The sequence below is a fragment of the Vibrio sp. 378 genome, assembly GCF_033339435.1.
Genome location: NZ_JAWOUO010000800.1, coordinates 1 through 603 on the forward strand (window position 1 = coordinate 1; position 603 = coordinate 603).

At 49.1% G+C, this 603-nt stretch carries 1 protein-coding gene; it reads right to left on the bottom strand.

Features of this window, described 5'->3' with window-relative positions; all coding sequences use genetic code 11:
- Positions 1-603: alpha-amylase family glycosyl hydrolase (locus R7Q48_RS28920; protein WP_318133791.1), on the bottom strand; the 603-nt coding region annotated here is incomplete at both ends.

Here is a 603-nt window from a genome sequence, read left to right on the forward strand (position 1 = left end):
CCAAGGGTTTGCCAGTGTTTCAGCAAAGCTTGTTTGTCATCAGATAGCTTCCAAACCATGTCTGAACGTGTGCCTTGGTGGAAATCATCCGCGTAAGGGCCAATGTTACGGCCTACTTCATCGCCATAATAAACCTGAACCGCTCCTGGGCTAAGGAGCAATGCGTTCGCGGCGTTACGTTGCATGCCGTAATCTTTAAAACGTGAGAAGAACAACTCCGTATCGTGAGAAGACATGTAACTGACTGGGTTGAAGTCTTTCTCGTTCGCGATAGTGTCCGCATAGCTTTGGTAAGTGTCTGCCATTTGGCTAAAGCACGCCGCGCCTTTGTCGAGCTTCTTCTGCATATCGAAGTTGATCAACGCGTCAAAACCATCATCGAAATAAGGGCTGCGATACGCGGTGTGTCCCCAGACTTCGCCCATCATCCAGAACGGCTGACCTGATTTGCCATTCTCTTTACGCCACTGTTCTAGGCTGTTCGATGCTTCCTCTTTTAGACGCTTCCAAACTTCACCTTCGACGTGTTTCACCGTGTCGACGCGATAACCATCAATGCCGAAGCGTTTCACCCAGTCAGTTTGCCATTCAATCAAGTAATCC